This is a genomic window from Paenibacillus sp. 79R4, assembly GCF_013393165.1.
Lineage (GTDB): Bacteria > Bacillota > Bacilli > Paenibacillales > Paenibacillaceae > Fontibacillus.
In genome coordinates, this window is the sequence record NZ_QJOT01000008.1 from 17,953 (window position 1) to 35,194 (window position 17,242).

Annotated in this window: 11 protein-coding genes; 9 read left to right on the plus strand and 2 right to left on the minus strand. The window is 43.5% G+C overall.

The window, feature by feature from the left end:
* The first annotated feature begins 353 nt into the window (after window positions 1-353).
* Window positions 354-4,910: a hypothetical protein gene (locus DMN77_RS12865; RefSeq protein WP_179015306.1), complete on the plus strand. Its 4,557-nt coding sequence runs from the start codon at window positions 354-356 to the stop codon at window positions 4,908-4,910.
* A gap of 191 nt (window positions 4,911-5,101) precedes the next feature.
* Here DMN77_RS12865 and DMN77_RS12870 read toward each other — a convergent pair whose 3' ends face one another.
* Window positions 5,102-5,368 (minus strand): helix-turn-helix domain-containing protein, encoded by a 267-nt coding sequence (locus DMN77_RS12870; protein WP_256872373.1) that lies wholly within the window; start codon window positions 5,366-5,368, stop codon window positions 5,102-5,104.
* A gap of 135 nt (window positions 5,369-5,503) precedes the next feature.
* On the opposite strand from DMN77_RS12870, the gene DMN77_RS12875 reads away from it, so the two are divergent.
* Complete coding sequence (locus DMN77_RS12875) at window positions 5,504-5,707, plus strand: aspartyl-phosphate phosphatase Spo0E family protein (protein WP_179015309.1); 204 nt, start codon at window positions 5,504-5,506, stop codon at window positions 5,705-5,707.
* On the plus strand, window positions 5,673-5,999 hold the full coding sequence (locus tag DMN77_RS12880) for a hypothetical protein (RefSeq protein WP_179015310.1): 327 nt from the start codon (window positions 5,673-5,675) through the stop codon (window positions 5,997-5,999). Before DMN77_RS12875 ends, DMN77_RS12880 begins: the two co-directional genes overlap by 35 nt.
* Before the next feature lie 581 nt (window positions 6,000-6,580).
* Here the strand turns inward: DMN77_RS12880 and DMN77_RS12885 are convergent.
* Window positions 6,581-7,324 (minus strand): glycoside hydrolase family 16 protein, encoded by a 744-nt coding sequence (locus DMN77_RS12885; RefSeq protein WP_179015312.1) that lies wholly within the window; start codon window positions 7,322-7,324, stop codon window positions 6,581-6,583.
* Window positions 7,325-7,471: 147 nt separating this feature from the next.
* Here DMN77_RS12885 and DMN77_RS12890 point away from each other — a divergent pair, with 147 nt between their 5' ends.
* The 6 genes from DMN77_RS12890 (at window position 7,472) to DMN77_RS12915 (ending at window position 17,227) form a co-directional block, all read left to right on the plus strand.
* Window positions 7,472-8,392 carry an ABC transporter permease gene (locus DMN77_RS12890; protein ID WP_179015313.1) on the plus strand — a complete coding sequence of 307 codons (921 nt, stop codon included), beginning with the start codon at window positions 7,472-7,474 and terminating at the stop codon, window positions 8,390-8,392.
* Window positions 8,393-8,410: 18 nt separating this feature from the next.
* Entirely contained in the window at window positions 8,411-9,295 is an 885-nt protein-coding gene (locus DMN77_RS12895) for a carbohydrate ABC transporter permease (RefSeq protein WP_068782687.1), read from the plus strand.
* Between the two features lie 102 nt (window positions 9,296-9,397).
* Complete coding sequence (locus tag DMN77_RS12900; RefSeq protein ID WP_068782686.1) at window positions 9,398-11,065, plus strand: extracellular solute-binding protein; 1,668 nt, start codon at window positions 9,398-9,400, stop codon at window positions 11,063-11,065.
* Between the two features lie 153 nt (window positions 11,066-11,218).
* Window positions 11,219-13,057, plus strand: coding sequence for a sensor histidine kinase (locus DMN77_RS12905; RefSeq protein ID WP_179015315.1), 1,839 nt, complete (start codon window positions 11,219-11,221; stop codon window positions 13,055-13,057).
* A 2-nt stretch (window positions 13,058-13,059) separates the two neighbouring features.
* The gene (locus tag DMN77_RS12910; protein WP_179015317.1) at window positions 13,060-14,637 is read left to right on the plus strand and encodes a response regulator transcription factor; all 1,578 of its coding nucleotides are present in this window, start codon (window positions 13,060-13,062) and stop codon (window positions 14,635-14,637) included.
* Complete coding sequence (locus tag DMN77_RS12915; RefSeq protein WP_256872374.1) at window positions 14,624-17,227, plus strand: family 16 glycosylhydrolase; 2,604 nt, start codon at window positions 14,624-14,626, stop codon at window positions 17,225-17,227. Before DMN77_RS12910 ends, DMN77_RS12915 begins: the two co-directional genes overlap by 14 nt.
* Window positions 17,228-17,242 lie beyond the last annotated feature (15 nt).

Consider the following 17,242-nt stretch of genomic DNA (forward strand, 5'->3'; position numbering starts at 1 on the left):
GTTCTTGTTCATCTGCGTATCCTATCCCCAAAAGCGTATTCTATCAAGTCCAACATGCCCGAGAATCCGTTCTCCAATACCATTCTCCTATTTGCCTGAATAGGGCCAAATCTACCTTCTCATAAATAACATGTTTTATTACAAAGGTAACTTAAAATATCAGAGTGGGTTATAATCCCATATAGGGAACTATTGCTGTTATTTTCACAAAACTAAATTAAAAATAATGGTATCTGTTCCCAGTATTTTAAAATGTTTGACTCTTTTCAATAATATTTGCTAGCTTCAGGATATTGACATGTTCATTAAAAATATATATTGAAGTATGTGATAACTCGGGGGGGTATTTAATTATGCCATATGAATTAGGGGGAAGAGCAGACAAGAGTGGAAACAGATTTGAAATTAGATGGACAATATATCAAATCCTTGAGGTATTAGATGAAAAACTAGATTACGTTATCCTAGAAGCCATTGGCGATGATGAGCAAGGTGTCGATATATGGATTGGTAGAAAGAATGGTAGTAGAGAAGCTCAGCAATGTAAAGGGAGAAATGCCAGTAAGGAATATTGGGATTATGGTGCAGCGAATGCTAAAGGAATCTTTAAGAATTGGAAGTTTCAATTAGATAGGGATGAGTCGAATACGGTTGCACTAGTATCTCCATTAGCTTTTACTTTATTAGAGGACTTAATTAATAGAGCAAAGAACACTAGTAACACTCCTAAAGATTTTTACCAAAATCAAATATGCAATGCCAGTAAGGACCTTTTAGGTTTATTTAGAAATGTTTGTAAAACAATGGATATAAATCCAGAGAAAGATACTGATTTATTAAGGTGTATTTCCTATTTGAAAAGGATATCCTATCGTCAATTTCCAGATAGCGAACTTAAAGAAATGATTTTATATAAAATAAGTTACTTATTAATTGGTGACGAAGAAGATATTTATGAAAAATTGGTTGCTTGGATAGTGGATGGGGATATTTTAGGAAGACCAATCAACCAGTCTGTATTATACAAATTCCTTAGAGAAAGAGGAATTAAGCTAAAAAATCTCGCTACTGATATACGAATTATTCCAAAATTGGAGGAATTGAACCGAGAATATAGATCAGTGTTTATTCCGTTGAATAATGAGTTGATTGCTAGAGAAGAATTTTCTATTTGTAGGAAAGTAATAGATTCAGGGGAATCTTTAATAGTACACGGAAAAGCAGGAAGAGGAAAAAGTGGATGTACAGAAGATATTATTAACTACTGCCAAGAAAAAGCCATACCATATATAGCGATCAAATTGGATAAACGTATTCCAAAGGGAACTGCAGAGAGGTGGGGCAAAGATTTAGGACTACCTACATCAATAGTTCATTGTATTCATAGTGTGTCGAAAACTGAAAAAGCTGTAGTTATTTTAGATCAATTAGATGCATTAAGGTGGACTCAAGCACATTCTAGAGACGCTTTATTAGTATGCAGTCAGATTATAGATCAAGTTGAGAGATTAAACTTTGAAAGAGAACATAGGATAACCGTGGTTTTTGTGTGTAGAACCTATGACTTGGAAAATGACAATAATATTAAGTCATTATTTAAAAATTGTGATAAGGAAAATAAGAGTATCCAATGGAATAAGATTCAGATTAACGAATTAAATGATGAAATAGTGAGAGCTGTAATCGGGAAGCGTTACGATAATATAACAGGTAAATTGAAGGAGTTACTTCGGATTCCAAGTAACATATACATTTGGAACAAACTCGACGCAAGTAAAGAATATAATGAATGTTCAACAGCTAATCACCTGGTATCGGAATGGTGGAGACAACTAACAACACAATGTTTTGAGTTTGGTTTGAATGAGGGAGATGTAATTGAAACAAAAGAGAAAATAATTAATTATTTTGATGAACTAGGTCGAATATGTATTCCATTGAAAATATTGAGCGTTAATAGCTCCTGCCTTGGTTTTTTATCTTCTAATGGTTTTCTGGTGATACAAAATAATAAGGTTTCATTCGCTCATCAATCGATATTAGATTGTTTCCTAGCTGAAAAGATGCTAAAAAAATACTATGAAAACGGAGACATTATAGAAGTCATTGGACATAAAGTAAGGCAAACTCCAGGAAGAAGATATCAGGTGCAGATGCTTCTACAGAATTTAATAGAGTTTGATAGTCAGGATTTTATTAATGCAGGTCAAAAAATGCTGGCTTCTGGGCAAATCAGATATAGTGTGAAATTTGTCTTTTTTGAAGTATTAAATCAGTGGGATGTCTTAGATGAAGATATAAAGAAGTATGTTGTTGAAAATTGTGAAGACGAAACATATGGTGCTCATATAATAAATGATGTTATATATTCCAGACCACAATATATTAGATTACTTAGGGATTATGGCATTTTAGACAGATGGTTTAAGAATCCAGATAAGAAAGATATTGTGTTTAATATGATTGTAAGTATGTCGCCAAAATATGAAGTAAAAGATGTTGCATTTATAGAAAAATATATATTTCAATCGGAAGATGATGATAATAAACTTTCTCGATGCTTCTTACACGATATCAATCAGGATACGAATGAGATGTTTGAACTGAGAATGAAGTTTTATCATCAGTATCCGCAAATGGCTGACACATATCTTGATTTTAGGGAAATGCTAAAAAATTGTGAAATGAGAACAATACGAGTGTTTGAATTTCTATTGGAAAATAAGCTTAAAAGAAACGGTAAGATTATTTATAGATACGAAGAGGAATTCCTGCAAGCAGATTCAGAAGTATTTATTAAAAATGGTTTAGGGGTGGTCAATTTATTATTACCATATATCCCTCATGAAAAAGACAATATGTTACCTTATAGCGATTGGTCTGGAAGGTATTTTCACCAAAGAAATCTAGAAAGAACATGCATCCAAATTATAAAAAAAGCGAATGAAGCGTTAATTTCCTTAAAACCTGAGACCTTTTGGAAACGATATAGAGAATATATGGGAATGGGAAATGATCTATACAATGAAATTATATTAGATGCACTCTATAAGCTACCTTATATTTATAGCAATGACATTATTGGGTATTTATGTAGTGACTTTGATAATAACATATTCGAAAGAACAAGTGGGAATGGCGATGAATTATTACTTGCCAAACAAGTTTTAGCTAAGCATTCTGAACATTGTAGCCAGTATGTTTTTGAAGTATTAGAAAAAACGGTTATTAACTACGTATCACCACGAGCTAAAGATATATATCAACGTAGAATTGATTACAACAGAGAAAAAAATGTTTCTAGAGAGTATTGGAGTTTTTGGGGAGATTTACAGAAGGAACTCCTAGAAGTTCTTCCGTATAATCGATTAAGCGATAAGGCAAAAGAATTGATACGTATTTTGAAGCGGAAATTTTTCGAAGAACCTACTTTATATAAGTACTTAGATGGACATAGTGGATCGGTAAGATCCCCTATTGCGGGGAAAAAACTAAGTAATAAAAAGTGGCTAGATATATTGACTAACAAAAAAATAAATAATAACTCTCGTCGTAGTTGGAGAACTCCAGATGGTTTTATTGAAAGTTCTGTTGAAGAATTTTCAAGGAGTTTTAGTAAAGCTGTTTTTAATGAACCTGAAAGAATGGTGAAATTGATACTTTCGTATAACGATAGAATTGCAGATGTATATATAAATTCGTTATTTAGTGGAGTAGCATATAGTGAAGAGTTGAAAAATGTACCGTTGAAATTATTGGAAACATTGATTTTGAAATATCCATATGATTATTCTTCATATAGGGCAAACTACATTTGTACGATTATTAAGAATAAAGAGGAAGGGGAATGGTCACAGGAAATAGTAGAGATTCTTAAGGACATTGCTGTTAATCATAAAAATCCAGATCCCCCCAAACCGAATGAGACTAGTAGTGAAGATAAAGACTTGCGTAACTTTGAGATGTTACAAAATAATGCATTAAACTGTGTAAGAGGCAAAGCCGCTCGAGCAATAGCTCAACTATTATGGAAAAACAATGATTTTTTTGAACAGTTTAAAAACACAATTGAAAATTTGATATTGGATGAAAATCCTGCAGTAAAATTCGCAAGTTTATTTGCGTTATGGCCTTCATATAACATTGATAAGGAATGGGCATCTGAAAAGATTCTCAATCTTTATGAACAAGATTATAGATTAGCAGGCTTTCATGGCTCGAAAGATATGGTTTTTTTATTGTATCCGCAATATCGTCAACGTATATTAGATGTTATCAAAAGATGTTATGAGTCCGAAGATGAAAACATAATTAAAATAGGAGCATATTGCGTATCGGAAATGTTTATTCTTAAAAACGAATTCATCGAAGAAATGAATAATATAGAAACTATGAGTAAAATACAAGCAGAAGCAATTCTCAAGATGGTTATTCTATATTTTAACAAAGAGAAATATAACTGTTTGGCTAAAAATATTATATGTAGATTTAAAACCAGCACATTAGATTTGGAAATTCCGATTTCAAGATTATTTTATGATAATCTTATTGATTTGAAGAGAGATAAGGATTTTTTGATCGAAATAATGAGTTCAGGCTTAAGTCGTAGAACGTTACGTGCATTTGTTCGTTATCTTGAAAAGGAATCAAGGTCTGTAGTTGAGTACAAAGATATTATACTGTCATTAAGTTATCATTTGATTCAAAATGAAGTTGAAAAACATGAAAATGCTTGGGGAATACAAGATGAAATTTCTAAGTTAATTATTGGGTTATATGACGAGACTTCTGAGTTTACACAACCAGAGCTAAAGAATATAGCGCAGGAATGTCTTGATATTTGGGATTTGATGTTTGAAAAGCAAATTGGACCAGTTAGAAGGTTGAGTCGTGAGATGATGGAAAGATAGCGGGAAAATTTTATTTTAATGAGTCCTAAAAAAGTTATTCCGTAAAATACCGCATAAATCGTGATGTCTACGATAAAAAATAGAGAATAATAAGCTATGAACTATCAATATTACCGCCTTCACATACACATCAAATCTTTGGATTCAAATAACAGACAAAGGGACACGGCTCAATCTAGCCTGTGTCCCTTTTAAATTTCTGCGTCCTTCTCTTGAATATTCTTATACTCGCTTTCAACCAACTTGAAGAAATCAGATGGTTTGATTTTTAGACCTTTACAAAGCTCGAATATTTTTGTAACGGAAGGCTCATTCCTACCGACTTCAATCATGGAAATATAGGATCGGTCTACATTGCATTCATGTGCCAGATCCTCTTGACTCAAGCCCTTTTTGATACGTATAGCCTTGACGGTTTTCCCGATGATTTGCTTGATAATAATGGACTGATCTCTCAAGAAAATTACCCCTTTTAAGTCCATTATTGGTCTGTTATACTAACCTTAACAGATAAAGTTTTCAACAATATGTAATAAATTTACATTATAGAATGTGACAAATAAAATCTATTTATGAAATTGGAGGCCAGGCCGATGATTCCTTTATTTATTGTGCTGGAAGAGGAGAGGCAGAAACTAAATGAACTCGGGCGCAATTCTTTGGAGCAGGGAATACCGATATTTCAAAATGATGCGTTACAGGCTCAAAGCAGGAAAGTGGATGAGTTGGTTATCCAAATACAGAGGAGGCCAAGAAATAGCAATGGAATTGCCATCGTGGTTTCAAAGTGCAATTGAGCAGAGGATGGATCAGGTTGCAGCCTGGATTGAGCGCCAACCCGAACTGCGTGAACTCCGTGCTGAAGAACGCGCTGCATTCGACGCAATGTTTCCAGATACAGATCAGATGAGTCTTCTAGAGTATATGGCTTGGGAGGATAAACATCATTTCAAGCGGGCAGTCGAGAACGAGCACTCGTATTTACAGGGGATGAGTGACGGCGTACAGCTTATAGTAGCGTTATTACATGATTGGGTAACACCGGATACAAAGAGGGAAATGCAGGAGGCTGACCCGAATAAATACTAGTGGAGCTTGATCAGCTTCCTGTCGCTTGTTTTCCATGGCGCAATACGTACAATATTATTCAATTATAGGATTCTACCTAACCCTATAAATAAAAAAGAGTTTGGAGGTAATCGCTTGTATACTTACGACTCGTTCGAAACGGTAGGGGCATTTACATTATTGATACCATGCCTTGATGGTTACCTCCAGCTGTTATCGTCTGAAGAGGTTCATCCAGTGGTTGACTAATATTTTTCTAACGAAACGTGGTATCGCTATTCAGGCCAAAAGGGACATCTAAAAATTCTAACGAAACAGGGTATCGTTATTTAGCGAAAATAGTGGCCTAAAGCCTGTTTTTAGCTCAAATAGCGATACGTAGTTTCGTTAGAATTTTTTTGCCCTGTTTTTTGTCCAAATAACGATATACAGTTTCGTTAGATTTGATCCGTCCTTGTTTTAACCCAAATCGCAATTTGGAGTTTCGTTAGAGCGTCCCCCAAGGGTGTACGAAGGTGTGCGAATTTGATCCAGCGGCCCGCCTTTTTTTCGCACTCGCTTATGAATGACTCGTCATACTTGTCAGCCAAAATGAACGAGGCTTATTGATACACCCAGATGTTCGAGACTGTCATTACCGCCGGCAGCGCTGCTTCGTCGACTGGGACATTGTCATACCAGCCGCCCACCGCTAGGTTAAGCACCAGATAGAACTGCTCATCGAAGGGAGTAATCCCGGGCCGCAGTTCTCGTTCAGCGTAGCAGTGCCCATCGATCAGCCAGCGGATCGAGTCGGCGTTCCATTCCATCGCGTAATCGTGGAATTCGTTGATAGTTCCCTTCTCAAGCTGGTAGGAGAACTCATCGGTAACTTTATGATCCCAATCCTTCCCGTAGTGAAGGGTACCGAATACGTGCTGGGGCAGGCGGCCTTTGGCTTCCAGCATATCGATCTCGCCAGAAGCGGGCCAAGGGCCGTAAGCCTGTTGCTGCGGGAGCAGCCAAACGGCAGGCCATAGTCCATGGCCAACGGGAAGCTTGGCGCGAACAACGAGCTTGCCGTAACAGAAGGAGAAATGATCCTTTGTGTCTATACGAGCCGAAGTATAGGCAAAGCGCTGTCCGTTTGCAAGGGTCTCCTCACGGTGCGCGCATAAGTTTAAGCCGGACTGATCTATATACAAATTATGATGATTCCCCGTGTAAAACTGCTGTTCCCCGTTCCCCCAGCCTGGTGCCAGAACATGGCCCAGGTCATCCAGCAAGTCGTTGCCCAGGCGAATATTCCATTCCTTCAAATCGGTAGGATGATGTACAAAATCCTGCTGCCAGATTAGTTTATTCATTACATGCACGCTCCTTCCATTTTCTACAGCATACTTCATCCAGACCAAGGGTCAAACGAATCTAAAAAAATGGGATACGGCCAAAAATGATGGCCTTTTTTTCCTATGTGTATTTTCATACGATGGAGTGGAAGGGGGCAAGGCGCTATGTTCCAACAGAAAACAGAACGAATCAAGACCTTTATGAGACAATGGCAGCTGCAGAGCATGGTTATTCCGGGGATTGTCTGGATGTTTATCTTTTGCTACATCCCTATGTTTTGGCTAATTATTGCGTTTATGGACTACAACATTGCCAAACCTATGTTGGAATCGCCCTTCGTAGGGATGAAGCATTTTCAGGACTTTGTAATGGACGACCGTTTCTGGCGATCGATCCGCAATACGCTGGGGATGAGTTCAATTCGCCTGGTGCTGGGCTTTCCCATCCCGATTTTATTTGCCTTACTACTTAACGAGATCCGCAGCATTCGTTTTAAACGCACGGTGCAGACCATCTCCTATTTGCCGCATTTTATTGCTTGGACGATATTCGGCGGCATAATGCTCAATTGGCTGGGGGAGGGCGGCGTGATCAACCAGTTGATGATGGCTTTGGGAATCCAGCAGCGTGAAATTCTGTTTAACAGCGACCCTAAATACTTTTGGTGGATCGCCTTTTTCTCCGATACGCTTAAAGAGACCGGATGGAGCGCCATTATCTACATCGCTGCCATATCCGGCATAGATCCTGGGCTATATGAAGCGGCGGAACTGGATGGGGCGAATCGCTGGCAGCGAATGTGGTACATTACCATTCAATGCATCCGTCCTACCATTGCCATTTTGTTCATTCTCGCCGTCAGCGGGCTGCTGGGCAGCAACTTTGAACAGATCTTCATGCTGAAGAACAACATGAACATGAAAATGGCGGAAAGTATAGATCTCTACATCTATAACATGGGGCTCGTCTCCGGACGCTACTCCTTCTCAACGGCCGTCTTGTTTGCCCGCTCTATTGTGGCATTAGGGCTGCTGTTCATGGCTAATTTCACATCGAAAAAGCTGAATGGCGAAGGCATTTTTTAGGAAAGGGGGGATGGAGCCATGGGAAAACGCAGAAAACTTCGCGGCATCAGCCTGTTTGGTGTCTGTAATACCCTATTGATGCTGGCAGTTTGCTTTATTACACTGTATCCGATGTATTTCGTATTCATCAACGCGCTTAATGCGCCGGAACAGGCTTTGCTTGGCACCGTGAACTGGTTCCCGAAAGCGATCTCATTGGACAGCTACCGCGTCGTATTTAATGATGAGCACTTGATGAACGGATTTCTGGTCACCACCTTGCGTACCGTAATTGGAACCGTAGTCCACGTCTTGTTTACCGCTATTGTGGCCTACGGCATGAGTAAATCCAATCTGATCGGTCGTAAGATATATATGAAAATCGCTTTGATTACGATGTTGTTCTCCGGCGGCTTGATTCCTACATTTATACTCATGACCAAGCTGGGGCTCTATGATAACTTCCTGGTTTTCATCATACCGGCGATGTATACCTTTTTTGATATGGTTATTTTCATTAGCTTCTATCGTACAATCCCTGACAGTTTGGAAGAGTCCGCAAAGGTAGACGGAGCTTCCGATTATGGGGTACTGTTCAGAATTGTGTTGCCCAACAGCATGGCCGTCATTGCGACCATCTCGCTTTTTGCAGCCGTATACCATTGGAACGACTACTATCAGGGGGTTCTGTACATCCGTTCGCAGGACAAATTACCGCTGCAGACGATGCTATACAAAATTATCGCCGAAAACTCCATGTCGTTCATGCAGCAGCAAGCCATGGCACAATTCGGAGCGAAGCTGCCTGGCAACTCTATCAAGTTTGCTTCCATGATGGTGGCGACTCTACCGATTCTTGCGTTCTATCCCTTTATCCAGCGCTATCTGGTCAAAGGCGTGATGATCGGCGCTATTAAAGGGTAAGCGTCATTTGTCCCAATAACCGCAACCGGAGCAACCAAAGATTTGCTAGGACAGATGATTTATATACAACCATTATCGTTAGCAAGAAAGGATGATCATGTAATGAGACACAAGCACATGAAGCGAAGCATGGCCTTAATCATGGCTGTAGTTCTGATGCTGAGCCTGGCTGCATGTACGGGAAGCAAGAATAGCTCCAATAAGCCGAATTCCCCGCCTGCAGACAATAAGCCGGAGAACACGCAAAATGAAGTCAAGCTGAATCCGGATGAGCCCGGCTGGAAATTGGATACGAGCCCAGTAGAGTTGTCGTGGTTTGTAGGCGCTTCCTGGTATGGCCGTTCCTGGGGGGAGAGCCTGAATTCCAAGTACATTACTGAAAAAACAGGCGTAAAAGTGAACATTGAAGTTCCCTCCGGTGAAGCTAATGAGCATATTACCCTGATGATGACCTCCGGCAAGCTTCCGGACCTGATTACTATGGGCTCTTGGGAAACCGCTGTCAAAAAGCTGTGGGAAGGCGATCATGTGTATGCCTTGAACGAGCTGGCAGACCAGTATGACCCCTACTTCTTCAAAGTAGCCGGGGACGGTACGCTGAAGTGGTATAAGCAAGAAAACGGCAACACCTATGGCATTCCTAATGATTCATACAGCCCGAATCTGATGCATGAAACCGGGATGACTGCGGCTAACCAGACCTTCCTGGTTCGAAAAGACCTGTATGAGGATATGGGCAGTCCGGACTTATCAACACCGGAAGGCTTCCTGAATGCCCTGCAACTGCTCAAGGATCAGTATTCCGAATACAAAGGCCAGCCGATCAGCCCCTTCTTTGCCCAAGGGAATGTGCCTTACGGGATGACAGAGTATTTGCAAAATTTGTTGGCTGTCCCGCATGAAAAAGACGGCAAAGTCTACGACCGCATCACCGACCCGGATTACCTGACTTGGCTAAAGACATTCCGTACCGCCTATGAGCGTGGACTGATTAATGTAGATTTCCTGGTAGATTCCGATACCCAGGTCGAGGAAAAGACGAATAATGCCCGTTATTTCATGATGGTTCGCGAGTGGACCGGAATGACGGCGGTGAACCCGATGCTGGCGGCAAGCAGCAATCCGGACTCTTACTATATTGCCGTTGATGGGCCGAAGAACAGCAAAGGTGACAGCGCCAAGCTATTCCCGGGGAATATGGATGGCTGGATGGTGACGATGATTAGCAAATCCTGCGAGAATCCGGAGCGTGCCATTCGCTTCCTGACTTACTTGGCTAGCGAGGAAGGGCAAAAAGATTTATTCCTCGGCCAGGAAGGCGAGACATGGGAAATGGTTGACGGCAAGCCGCAGCTAAAGGCGGATATGGCCCAATTGCTGGATTCCGATATCGAGAAGCTGGAGAAGGAATACGGCATTATGGATACCTACTGGATGATGCGCAACCCTGTAATCGTCGATCAGTGGAGACCGGAGAAAGCCTCAGTCATCAAGCAAATGGCCGATTTCGCCAATGCCCAGGCTGATATTGATGGCGGCATTTACAAAGGATTGGATCCTCTTGGCGATTCCGATGTAGCGGTAAACTGGGCGCGTATCTCTCAAAACTGGGAAGAGGTCATGCCAGAACTGATTACCGCCAAGGATGAAGCTGCCTTTGATAAGATCTTCGAAAGCTTCCTGGCCCGCCGCACAAGCTACGGTTATGACCAGGTGATGGAATACCGTCAGACCGAGCTGGATGCACGAAAGGCTAAAATGGCGGAGTAATCCGGTCTCGTTATGTTGGAATGGATGCCGGCTACTCATAATGGTGGCTGGCACCCCCACTCCTACCGTCTCTACATTTAAAAATGAAGTCAGATGACTTTACGGGCGGGATGTAATATATGGTATATTACAGGGAAGTGGGGGGCGCCTAAAATGATGGAGATATTAACAAAAGTCAGAAAAATATACCGTAACTCTCGCATATCTCAAAAGTTGTTCTTAACCTTTAGCATGCTGATAGCTATACCTGCCATTGCAGTATCCTTTTTATTTATACGTATTCAGGAAGCCCAGCTATATAAAGATGCAATGTCTAATGGAAGCAGCCATATCTCACGGATTGATGAGAAGCTGCGCAGTAAAATGGACATAATTGAAAACGCTTCCTCTACGGCGTTGACGCAAAAATCCTTTGTAGATTTTATTCATTCCAATATGCGCAGCGATGGTCTGCGGCTGGTAAAATTCAGGCAAAATCAATTTGAGCAGATGCATAACATTATCCAGAGCAATGAGATGATTAGCGAACTCAGCTTCTACGTTGATAATCCTGACCTGTATGAAATCTGGCCGGAAATCTACCATTATGACAAGTTCACGCCGCAAGATTATTGGCAGACACTCCGGGATGAGGGTGGAGCAGCTTACCGCATATTTGCGTTTCAGGATGGGGAGCACACGCTCTCTTACTATCGGCTCGTACGTCTTCAGGGCCAGCAGCAGAAGCGCCCCAGCATTATGGAAATTCGCACGCCGCATAATCTGTTTTTCAGCGATCTTCTGGAAGAGACAGGGGGGGATTTCTTCTCTGTCGTGATGGAAGGAGGCGATGCTTCCCGTTATATCTATAATCCTCAGCATTCATTCTCGCAAGCAGCTGGAGAAGAGCTGGAGCAAATTCTGGCCAGCATCCATCGGCAGCTGGATACGCTAGAGCAGAATAGCCCACTGAAGGTTCAGGTAGGAGGTCAAACCTATTACGCTGTATACCGCTATCTTGTTCCGCTGGATGCCTATGTGGTAGATATTGCTTCACATCAGGCACTGATGAAGGGCCCGCGCAGTTGGTATACGCTTGTAGTTGTCATTACCCTCTGCGTGCTGTTGCTATTGATGCTCCTGGTATCACATACCACACGGCGCCTTTTTCGCCGATTGGACAGCGTGCTCTCTTCTATGCGTAAAGTTCGAAAAGGGCAGCTGGATGAGAAAATTGATACAGGGCTGGAAGAAGACGAAACCGGTGACGAGATCGATGAGGTCGCCATTACCTACAATAAAATGCTGGATGAGATTAAACATTTGATGACCCAGGTCGTTGATAAACAATTGATCGCCAAAAACGCACAGCTGCATTCGCTCCATTCGCAAATCAATTCGCATTTTCTCTATAACGCGCTGGAAGCGATTCGGATGCAGGCGGAGGTCCAGCAGCAGCCGGTGATTGCCGAGGCGCTGGTATCGCTAGGTTCATTGCTCCGCTACAGCATGAAATGGAACGGAGATACCGTATCCCTTGGAGAAGAGCTTGCCAACATCCAGAGTTATATCAAATTCATTAACTTTATGGAGGGAGAAGGCTTCGTATTAACGGAGATACTCCCCCAGGAAGTGCTTCTCTACGCGATTCCGAAAATGTGCATGCAGCCCATCGTTGAAAACGCCGTTCATCATGCGGCGCCCAAAGGCGGCGGTGTGCATATCCAGATCACCGTCCGGGTGGAGAATGACAACCTGTTGCTGATCGAAATCGCCGATGACGGCGTGGGCGTCGATCCTCAGACATTGGCCGGCTTGCAAGCTGTATTGCTGGGGGAATCGGATACGCCAATCGTTGCCGGCAAGAACGGATTGGGCTTGGGGAACGTGCATAAACGCTTGCAGTTGAACTATGGCAAAGGCTATGGACTTTGGATAGACAGTGTGCAGGGCGCCTATACTCGCGTAACGATAAGGCTGCCATGGGAAAATGGGAATCTGGGGGGATGGTAGGGATGATTAACATTTTGATTGCCGATGATCAGAAGCATATTCGCGATGGATTGCAGGCCATGCTGCAGCAGTTTCCCCTGGAGCTAGGTTTTATTTACTGCGCTGCCAATGGGGTGGAAGCCCTGCAATTGCTGCGTCAACAAAACATCCAGCTGGTGATTACCGATATCCGGATGCCGGATATGGATGGGCTTGAGTTAATGGCCCGCACCAAAGAGGAGCGTATTAAGGTGGATTATCTGATTATCAGCGGTTATAGTGATTTCGCCTATGCCCAAAGAGCCATTGCCCTCGGAGCGAAGGCCTACCTGCTCAAGCCTGTGAAGCGGGAGGATCTGCAAGCCTCGATCGAGCATGTCATGCAGGAGGTAAGAGCCAGGCAGGCGCTGTCACGCAATATGAAGCATTTGTCTCGCCTGGCTAAGGAGACAGATCGGAAAGAGCTGAGCATGTATATGCAAGGCGCGGCTAACGAAGAGGCATGGATTCTTCAGACTCAGCAGCAAAACCCGCAGCTGTGGAAGAACTATCGCTTGTGCCTGCTGCGTGAGAAGCTGTGGATTAACCAACCGGGAGCAAGCAGTTCCCACAGCATGGAATCAATAGCCTACCGTGTATATGGCAAGCAGGGCTGCATCTGTCTGCAGCATAGTCCACAGCTGATCCTTGCTGTAGACGCATCTGTGGATACGGATGCTTTGCCAGCTGCTCTCAAAGCCGAGCAGATTCGCGCTATTTCAGTGATGACGAGTCCGCAGCAAGGATTAAAAGAGCTGCCGGCCAGCTATGTTCAAGTGATGGAGCTTTACCGCAACAGTTACCTGTTCCCCGAGCAGGACTGTATTTTGCCGGCTCATACGGAGGGACTGGCGCAGCAGTGGCAGCTTCCCTATGAGGAGATTTACGCGCTGTTCCAGCTCATAGGCACCAGAAACAATGTAAAAATCACCGAAGGGATATCCAAGCTGTTCCATAAGGATGTGCTGCAGCGTTATCACATTCGTTATACCCAGGACCTGGGCCGCGTGATGATTCAGATGCTGAGGGAATATGAGCGAGTGATCCGGCCCTACATGGGAGAAGAAGCGTTAGATATAAAATGCTTGCAGAATCTTTTCGATTATCCGGGCATTCGCGACTATATACAGGCGCTGCAGCAGCAGTTGCTTAGGCTGAATCAATTTTATTATGAATTCAAGTGCCATTATCGCAATTCGCAGGACTTAAACGAAGCGATCCGTTTTATCCATGAAAATTACTATAAACCTCTGGATTTAGCCATGGTATCCAACCATGTGTCGCTGAATTATGCGTATTTTTCAAACCTGTTCAAGAAGAATATCGGCAAAGGCTTTGCGGAATACCTGCGCGATGTGCGTATGGGAAAAGCCCGGAAGCTGTTGGCCAAGACCGAACATAAAGTTGTCGAGATCGCTGCTATGGTGGGGTACGAGAGCTACAAGAGCTTTACGCGGGCATTTCGCGATGTGATGAACATGCAGCCCACGGAATATCGCCAACTGATACGGCGCAAGCCTGAGCAATCATTTTTAGAGGAGGATGAATATGAAACGGTATAGGGAAAAGGTGTTTTCCTTGGTTCTGGCAACAATTCTGATCGTGAGTATGGGATTATTGCCGGCCCCAAAAGTCCAGGCAGATGGAGCGGGGACGACAGTTAGCTCTATGTCTTATTTCTCGCTAGCAGACGGACCTGTGATCTCAAAATCGGGAGTCGGGCAAGCCAGCTATGGGTTTGTTATGCCAATATTTAATGGAGGCTCTGCAACCTGGAATGAGGTGTCCGCTGACATTGGTGTAAACGTGAAAGTGGGCAGCAATTGGGTCGACATTGACAGTGCCGGCGGCTTTATTTACAACCAGAATTGGGGGCATTGGAGCGATGGCGGCTTGTACGGCTATTGGTTCACTCTCTCGGCAACCACGGAGATTCAGCTGTACTCCAAGGCTAACGGGGTTACACTGGACTATACACTCGTATTTCAAAATATCAACAAAACAACGATCACTGCCATGTCACCGACACAAGGACCAGACATTACAGCTGGATTTACGGGCGGTGCGGGCTTTACTTATCCTATTTTCAATAATGACTCAGCCATAATCTATGAAGCCGTGGCCGATGATTTGAAGGTGTATGTGAAGCCTCTAAACAGCAGCACCTGGGTTGATATTGACAATAATGCAGCCAGCGGCTGGATTTACGACAGCAACTTTGGACAATTCACCGAGGGTGGCGGCGGCTATTGGTTTACCGTTACGGAGTCTATTCAGGTGAAATTAGCGTCCAAGACCTCCTCGGCCAACCTGGTGTATACGATCCATTTTAATGAACCTGTGAGGAATTCCTATACGATTACCCCTTATGATGGAACGACATACACAGCGGATGAAAAAGGGGTTATTGGCATACCGCTGCCTAAAATCGACGGGGGAGCGCCGATTGGCACCGAGCTCGGAAACTTCGTATATCAGATCAATGTCAACGGACAATGGGTAGATATGTCGAACTCGGCTCAGAGCGGATTTGTATATGCGGGTAACGGCTACAATAACATGTCGGATGCCAATCAGTGGGGATATTGGGCCGATTATATCTATGGGCTGTGGTTCCAGCCGGTACAGGAGGATATACAGCTGCGTATCGGTTATCCGCTAAATGGGCAATTGGGCGGAAGTATCGGCAGCAACTATGTCTACTATACTTTCATCGGCAATCCGAATGCTCCGCGTCCTGACGTAACCGATCATGAGGATATCGCCATCGGTACTTCAAACGATCCGTCGATTGCGGGCATGACGCTCATTTGGCAGGATGAATTCAATGGAACTCAGTTGGATACCAGCAAGTGGAATTATGAACTAGGCTATTATATTGGTGATGATCCTAATAGCTGGGGTTGGGGAAATGCGGAGCTGGAGCACTATACGAATAGTGAGCAAAATGTATTCGTACAGGATGGAAAGCTGAATATCAGAGCCTTGAACGATCCGAAGTCTTTCCCGCAAGACCCGAATCGTTATGCGCAGTACTCTTCAGGCAAGATTAATACCAAAGGCCATCTCTCGCTGCAGTATGGCAGAGTTGACTTTAGTGCCAAATTGCCTACAGGCAATGGAATCTGGCCGGCCTTGTGGATGCTTCCGGAAGATGAAGCCTATGGTGCATGGGCTGCTTCCGGGGAAATCGATGTGATGGAAGCGAAGGGACGGTTGCCTGGAACGACCAGCGGTGCGGTGCATTTTGGCGGCCAATGGCCGGTGAATAAATATATTGCCGGCGAATATCACTTCCCTGACGGGCAAACCTTCGCCAATGATTTTCACGTATATACCTTGATCTGGGAAGAGGATAACTTCAAATGGTATGTGGACGGCAAATTCTTTTTTAAAGTTACCAGAGATCAATGGTATTCGGTAGCTGCGCCTAACAATCCGAACGCGCCATTTGATCAGCCTTTTTACATTATTATGAATCTGGCGGTTGGCGGTCATTTTGACGGCGGGCTGGCTCCGAGTCCTGGCGACATCCCGGCAACAATGCAGGTGGATTATGTGCGCGTCTATAAGCCAGGCGGCGGCGAGAATCCCGGGAACATTCCGGTGAGCGGCATCGCTTTGAATCAGACCGATGCCCAGGTGGAAGTAGACCAGCAGGTACAGTTACATGCCAATGTGACGCCAGCGAATGCAACGAATAAGCAAGTCTCATGGACTGTATCCAATGCCAGCGTTGCCTCCGTAAATCAGAACGGCGTGGTGACTGGGCTGGCTCCGGGGACGGCTACAGTAACCGCTGCAACGGTCGATGGCAATAAAACAGCCGTCTGCACCATTACGGTTCTCCCGAAGGCGCCTGCGGTTGTTATCATTGGTGACGAAGTGCGCGGACTGAAGAAGACAGGCGATAACTTGCTGTTTTATGTGAACGGGGCAACCTTTGCCGATTTGCATTACAAGCTGAATAACGGGGGCCAGTTAAACGTAGCCATGATGCCAACGGGGGACGGCAATTATACCTATCCTATCAATAATTTGCAATACGGGGACACGATTGAGTACTTCTTCACCTATAATCCGGGACAAGGGGCGCTGGATACTCCATGGATGACATATGTTCATGGGGTGACTCAAGGAACAGTGGAGTAAATTGAGGAATGGGGG

Excerpts from the sequence above, each read along its gene's own strand:
- DMN77_RS12865 (WP_179015306.1), top strand. The coding sequence starts at position 354 with ATGCCATATGAATTAGGGGGAAGAGCAGACAAGAGTGGAAACAGATTT.
- DMN77_RS12875 (WP_179015309.1), top strand. The coding sequence starts at position 5,504 with ATGATTCCTTTATTTATTGTGCTGGAAGAGGAGAGGCAGAAACTAAAT.
- DMN77_RS12880 (WP_179015310.1), top strand. The coding sequence starts at position 5,673 with ATGGAATTGCCATCGTGGTTTCAAAGTGCAATTGAGCAGAGGATGGAT.
- DMN77_RS12885 (WP_179015312.1), bottom strand. The coding sequence starts at position 7,324 with ATGAATAAACTAATCTGGCAGCAGGATTTTGTACATCATCCTACCGAT.
- DMN77_RS12890 (WP_179015313.1), top strand. The coding sequence starts at position 7,472 with ATGTTCCAACAGAAAACAGAACGAATCAAGACCTTTATGAGACAATGG.
- DMN77_RS12895 (WP_068782687.1), top strand. The coding sequence starts at position 8,411 with ATGGGAAAACGCAGAAAACTTCGCGGCATCAGCCTGTTTGGTGTCTGT.
- DMN77_RS12900 (WP_068782686.1), top strand. The coding sequence starts at position 9,398 with ATGAGACACAAGCACATGAAGCGAAGCATGGCCTTAATCATGGCTGTA.
- DMN77_RS12905 (WP_179015315.1), top strand. The coding sequence starts at position 11,219 with ATGATGGAGATATTAACAAAAGTCAGAAAAATATACCGTAACTCTCGC.
- DMN77_RS12910 (WP_179015317.1), top strand. The coding sequence starts at position 13,060 with ATGATTAACATTTTGATTGCCGATGATCAGAAGCATATTCGCGATGGA.
- DMN77_RS12915 (WP_256872374.1), top strand. The coding sequence starts at position 14,624 with ATGAAACGGTATAGGGAAAAGGTGTTTTCCTTGGTTCTGGCAACAATT.